The sequence below is a fragment of the Nostoc sp. genome, from assembly GCF_036917655.1.
Taxonomy (GTDB): Bacteria; Cyanobacteriota; Cyanobacteriia; order Cyanobacteriales; family Nostocaceae; genus Nostoc.
In genome coordinates, this window is record NZ_JBALCY010000066.1 from 90,795 (window position 1) to 97,328 (window position 6,534).

Genomic DNA, 6,534 nt, shown 5'->3' on the forward strand with positions numbered 1-6,534 from the left:
CTTGACGATGAAGGCAATTATATTAGCTGCTGGCGTTGGACGACGCTTAGGTAAAGATGGGCAAATCCAACCCAAATGCTTACTGAAATTTAACGGCAAATCTCTATTAGAGCGCCATTTGAACTATCTCCGTCATTACCAGATTGACGAAGTAGTGATTGCTGTGGGTTATCAAGCAGAAAGAATTCAGGATGAAATCAAAGCATTAGGAGCCGAAAATTGGGTCAGTACAGTTTATAATCCTGATTACACCAAAGGCAGTGTGATCAGCCTTTGGACTGTACGTCAGCATTTAGTTGCTGGCGATGACATATTATTAATGGATGCAGATGTGTTGTACGATCGCCGCATCATCGAACGACTGGTAAAGACAAATATCCCCAACTGCTTCTTACTGGATCGGGATTTTGAACCGGGAGATGAACCTGTAAAGCTTTGCGTCAGAGATAATTATCTAGTGGAGTTTCGCAAAAAAGTAGCTCTAGGTTTGGCTTATGATTTTGCAGGCGAGTCAGTGGGATTCTTTCGTTTTGTCAGTGCTGCTGCTCACCGTGTTGCTACTCGCACAGAACAATATGTTGCAGACGGACTGGATAATGAACCTTATGAAGAAGTAATTCGGGATCTGCTGTTAGAAACTCCAGAAACATTTGGCTATGAAGATATCACTGGATTACCTTGGCTCGAAATCGATTTTCCCCAGGATATTCAACGCGCCCAAAACGATATTTTACCTCAGATAGAAGTCGCAGAAAATGTCTGAAAATATTTTCATTTATTATATAGGTTGAGAAAAGCAGAATAGATGCATCAAATATTTGCACCCATTGACAACGCTGCCAAATTAAGTAAGTGTGCCCAACTGCGGGTATTACTAGAATCGCCTCAACTCGACTTCATCATGGAAGCTCACAATGGGATTAGCGCCCGCATTGTGGAAGAGGCTGGATTTAAAGGAATTTGGGCCAGTGGACTCGCCCTCTCTGCTCAATATGGCGTTAGAGATAATAATGAAGCCAGTTGGACTCAAGTTGTGGAAATGCTGGAGTTCATGTCTGATGTCACCAGCATCCCCATCTTATTAGACGGGGATACTGGTTATGGCAACTTTAATAATATGCGTCGCCTGGTTAAGAAGTTAGAACAGCGAGGTATTGCTGGAGTCTGTATTGAAGATAAGCTTTTTCCTAAAACCAACAGTTTCATCAACGGGAGTCGCCAAGCTTTGGCTGATATTGATGAATTTTCCGGCAAAATTAAGGCAGGCAAAGATAGTCAGACAGACCCAGATTTTTGCATCGTCGCTCGACTCGAAGCTTTGATTGCCGGGTGGGATCTTTCGGAGGCAATGCGCCGGGCTGAAGCTTACCACGCAGCCGGCGCAAATGCGATCTTGATTCACAGTAAATCATCGCGTCCTGACCAAGTGCTAGCCTTTGCCAAAGAGTGGGCGGGTCGTTCCCCGTTAGTAATTATACCGACTAAATATTACAGCACCGCCACCGATGTCTTTCGCAAAGCTGAAGTGAATTTGGTCATCTGGGCAAACCATCTGATTCGAGCTGCTGTTGCTAGTATGCAAGCGATCGCTCGTGAAGTGAAAGCCAGCGAAACTTTAATCAACATTGAAGATGAGATTGCGCCTGTAAAAGAAATTTTCCGGCTACAGGGGGCGGATGAACTCATCGAAGCTGAAAAACGCTACTTCAACAACGGACGCCACCATACCCAAGCGATCGTTTTGGCTGCTAGCAGAGGCCAAGAATTAGCAGCATTGACGGAAGATAAACCGAAAGTGATGTTACCCCTTGGAGGTAAACCCCTACTCAGGTTGTTGGTGGACAAATTCAAGAAACTTGCCATCAACGATATTACCGTTGTCGCAGGTTACAAAGCAGAAACTATTAATGTTCCGGGGACTAAAGTCATCCGCAACCCAGATTATGAAACAACGGGAGAATTAGCATCCTTAGCCTGCGCTCAAACCAGCTTCAGCGAAGAGATGCTGGTGCTTTACGGCGATTTACTATTTAGAAGCTACATCCTGCGGGATTTATTAGAATGTCCCGGAGAAATTGTGGCTGTGGTTGATTCTGTGGCGAACAGCAAGTCTGTTAGCGGTTCACCTGACTACGCCTATTGCTCAATTCCCGACGATCTTTCTCTGTTTGGACAGGATGTCAACCTGTTGGACATTTCTAAAACAACACAAACGCAATTGGGGAAATCTAGCGGCCGCTGGATTGGGATGCTGCGTCTACGGAGTCAAGGTAGAGAGTGGGTGAGTGAAGCACTCAATGAGTTGCAAAAACGACCGGAATTCAACAGTTTGGGTTTGCCAGAATTATGCAATTATTTAATCGAGCAAGGAAAACCGATCAAGGTGCTTTATATTCGCGGTAACTGGTTAGATGTTAATTCTTTAGATGATCTTGACCTGGCTTTTCAATTAAAGCAATAGGGGAGTGGGGAGTTAGGAGTTAGGAGTTAGGAGTTAGGAGTTAGGAGTTAGGAGTTAGGAGTTAGGAGTTCTAAGCTTGACGCTTTGTATTCTGAGGTTAAAGTTTTGAGTTCAAAGGTCGGAGTTCCAAATTCTGAAGTCCAAGTTTCGAGTTCAAAGGTCGGAGTTCCGAGTTCAGAGGTCGGAGTTCCGAGTTGACTTTAATGATACAAATACATTGGTAGGGAACATTGCTTATTGGTGTCAAGTTAAGCCCAAACCCCATTAAAACCTCGTAAACCTCGTTTCCAGCCTCTGGCTGGAAATGCAAATCAATTGCGGCTCTGCCGCTAGTCTTGAGGCGGCAGCCCGCCGATTAGGCATTCCCAGTCAGAGACTGGGAACGAGACAACTCTCTACTCCCCATCTTAATCGTCTAAATACCTGAAAATTGCTGTAAGTTTTTAATTATGATCCAGGCAGAGGAATTTGTAGAAGCTGCGCGTAATCTTGGCTTTGGATGGTACACTGGCGTACCCTGTTCTTTTCTCACGCCTTTTATTAACTACGTCATCAATGACGTTCAACTTAGATATATCTCCGCAGCCAATGAGGGAGATGCTGTAGCGATCGCAGCTGGAGCAGCAATTGCTGGAAAACCAGCCGTGGTGATGATGCAAAACTCTGGTTTGGGAAATGCAGTTAACCCGCTAACGTCCCTCACTTATATCTTTCGGATTCCGTTGCTGCTGATTTGTACCTTGCGAGGCGATGTCTACGACGGGCTACGCCTACGCGACTTGCAAGATGAACCGCAACATCAATTAATGGGGCAAATTACAGATAAATTGTTGGAAACTATATCTGTACCTTGGGAATTTTTTCCCACAGATGCAGCAGAAATAGAACCTGTTTTACAAAGAGCCACAGCTTACATGCAACAAGAGCGCCGACCTTATGCTCTAATTATGCGTAAAGGAACGATCGCCTCCCATGCACTCACTCGTTCTTCTATCCCCGAACGAGAAAATAGTAATAGCGCTCATATTCAGCAAAGCTTTTTTCGGGATCACAAAGAACAACGCATTTCTCGCAGCGAAGCATTAGCTCGGATTGTGGAACATACTGATGCAGAAAACACTGTAGTAATTGCCACCACCGGATACACGGGACGCGAACTCTTCGCCAGCAAAGACAGCGCCAATCATCTTTATATGGTCGGGTCGATGGGCTGCGCTTCCTCAATGGGATTGGGACTATCCTTAGCACGTCCAGACCTCAAGGTAGTGGTAATAGATGGCGATGGGGCAGCACTAATGCGAATGGGTAATTTTGCGACCATCGGCACTTATGGCGGTGCTAACTTGATCCATATTCTCTTAGATAATGAAGTCCACGATTCCACAGGCGCACAAGCCACCGTCTCTGCGGGTATCTCCTTTGCCAAGATTGCCGAAGCGTGCGGTTACGGCGTAACATTAGCCGGAGACGATCCCGCCCTTTTAGATGCCTTATTTACCGTAGATACCAACACTAGACCTAAATTCGCTCATCTGAAAATCCGTCCAGGAACTTTAGAAAAGCTACCCCGACCCAACCTCACCCCAGAAGCAGTTTTGCAACGCTTCATGAAACATATTGGTTCCAACTGGCAATAAAATCCTAACAGACGCGATGAATCGCGTCTCTACTCCAAACTCTTGTACAGACGCGATTCATCGCGTCTCTCCAAACTCTTGTACAGACGCGATGAATCGCGTCTCTCCAAACTCCTGTACAGACGCGATTAATCGCGTCTCTTTGGTAATGATTTTACTAAATCCCGGCCCTGTTAATTTAAGCGATCGCGTCAGAAATGCCCTCTTGCGTCCCGACTTGTGTCATCGTGAGGTGGAATTTTCCCAACTTCAAAGCAGAATCCGCGAACAATTACTTCAAGTTTATGGTCTTGAAAGCGTAGGCGTAGCCCGCCTTCGGCATCACTGGGCAGCAGTTCTCCTCACGGGTTCTGGTACCGCCGCGATGGAAGCGATGATCAGCAGTCTAGTCCCCAAGGATGGGAAATTACTAGTAATTGAAAATGGTGTATATGGCGAACGACTATCCAAAATCGCCAAAATCCACAGCATTAATTACATCACACTTTCCCATCCCTGGAATGCCGAAATAGATATCAAAGCTTTAATCAAACTCCTGGATGAAAACACCGACATCACCCACCTTGCAGTCGTCCATCACGAAACTACTACCGGTCGCCTAAATAATTTGCTGGAACTTGCCCCAATTTGTCAAGAACGCCGCATCAAACTACTAGTGGATGGAGTCAGCAGCTTTGGTGCCGAGGAACTGAATTTTGCAGATTGGGGAATCACCGCTTGCGCTGCGACAGCCAATAAATGTCTGCATGGCGTTCCTGGAACCTCCTTTGTCATCCTGCGACGGGATGCACTGCCGTCAGTAGACACAATCCCCCGCACCTTATATTTAGATTTAGGAACCTATTGCCAGCAGCAAGACCGAGGCGGCACACCTTTTACGCAATCAGTACAGACATTTTATGCTTTAACAGAAGCTTTGCAAGAAATGGCAGAAGCAGGGGGTTGGCGTGCCAGACACAGCCATTACAACCAACTTGCCAGCCTAGTTAGAGACGGGTTAGCCTCAATTGGAATTAAACCCCTACTTCCTCTTGGCAGTTCATCCGTTGTCTTGAATGCCTACTACTTGCCAGACGGTTTCAGCTATGAAGAATTTCACGACCAACTGAAAGCACAAGATTATATCATTTATTCTGGACAGGGAAATTTAGCTCAATCTATTTTCCGAGTCTCGACAATGGGAGCTATTACCCGCGCCGACATGGAACGCTTTGTTGTTGTTGTTAAACAAATTATATCAAGTCCGCGTAATTAGTTATGATTCCCACAGTCGTTGCACCCCACACGCCAGATGCTCCACTTGGGGAGACCCCAAGACCGCACTGGCTCCCCTTAATCCCCTCCTCGCTCTTCGGGAGGGGAGACAAAGCGTAGCTTTGGCGGGGTGGGGTTCTTCGGGTTTAATAAGTAATCAAGCGGACATGAGTGTGTACACCGTAGCCTAAAAGGAGAGAAATTTAGAGAGAGGTTTTCCAGATACCGTGAAAAGTCAGGTTGACGTTGAGATGTGCGATCGCATTTACCAATGGGAATTATAACAAACAGATTCACCACGGTAAATAACCAATGGCTTACCAAAACATCACCGCCTCCCTTTCTCCAGCAGATATCCAAGAAATTAAAGCAGCCTTTGCGACTATCCAAGCAAAGATGCCTTTTCTCGTAACCCTGAGTGTGGAAGAACGACGCAAGTTATTTAAGATGGGCGATAAAAGACTAGCTTTTGTCAACACTAGCCTAATTGCTGCCCAGTCTAACAAGGAAATCTTACCAGCCAGCTTTGATTTAGATGAGTTTATCCGGGATTATCAACTAGCCGCCAACCTCACCGAACTGTTGATTGGACTGCGACAACTGACAGAAAAAGTAGATGATACCTTAATGGCAGTCGGTAGCGAAGCAATGGGTAGCAGCTTGACAGTTTATGATTACGTCAAGACAGCTGCTAAGAAAACTCCAGGGTTAAAAACTATAGTTGAACAATTAGGCGATCGCTTTAAAGCTATTAAAAGGAAACCTGCTAAAGCTGCATCTGATTCATAGCGTGTAAACATTCCTAGATGCAGGGGAAAAGTTCAAGGGGAAAGGTTAAAGGGAGATGCAATTCCTTTTGCTTTTCCCCTTTTTGTTTTCTTAACTTCTGCGAGAGTCTTCTGATTTGCAAAACTGAATGAAACAGCTACTCACCTGGGTTTAGGCGTAAATTTTACCCCACCCTAACCCTCCCCTTATAAAGGGGAGGGAACTAGATTTCCTGTTTCCCCCCTTTGCCAGGAACTAGATTTTCTGTTTCCCCCCTTTGCCAGGAACTAGATTTCCGGTTTCCCCCCTTTATAAGCCAGGAACTAGATTTCCTGTTTCCCCCCTTTATAAGCCAGGGAACTAGATTTCCTGTTTCCCCCCTTTATAAGCCAGGGAACTAGATTTCCTGTTTCC

At 45.6% G+C, this 6,534-nt stretch carries 5 protein-coding genes; all 5 read left to right on the forward strand.

The genetic code is table 11. From position 1 onward, the window contains the following. The first annotated feature begins 7 nt into the window (after positions 1-7). Positions 8-763: a phosphocholine cytidylyltransferase family protein gene (locus tag V7K30_RS23575; RefSeq protein ID WP_335003409.1), complete on the forward strand. Its 756-nt coding sequence runs from the start codon at positions 8-10 to the stop codon at positions 761-763. 42 nt (positions 764-805) lie between these two features. Continuing rightward, positions 806-2,461: a phosphoenolpyruvate mutase gene (aepX, locus tag V7K30_RS23580; protein ID WP_335003411.1), complete on the forward strand. Its 1,656-nt coding sequence runs from the start codon at positions 806-808 to the stop codon at positions 2,459-2,461. Positions 2,462-2,910: 449 nt separating this feature from the next. Then, positions 2,911-4,098, forward strand: a complete 1,188-nt coding sequence (aepY, locus tag V7K30_RS23585) for a phosphonopyruvate decarboxylase (RefSeq protein WP_335003413.1) — start codon at positions 2,911-2,913, stop codon at positions 4,096-4,098. A 16-nt stretch (positions 4,099-4,114) separates the two neighbouring features. Then, a complete protein-coding gene (locus V7K30_RS23590) occupies positions 4,115-5,353 on the forward strand; it encodes a 2-aminoethylphosphonate aminotransferase (RefSeq protein ID WP_335003415.1) in 1,239 nt (412 codons plus the stop codon). A gap of 311 nt (positions 5,354-5,664) precedes the next feature. Continuing rightward, entirely contained in the window at positions 5,665-6,141 is a 477-nt protein-coding gene (locus V7K30_RS23595) for a hypothetical protein (protein WP_335003417.1), read from the forward strand. Positions 6,142-6,534: the final 393 nt, after the last annotated feature.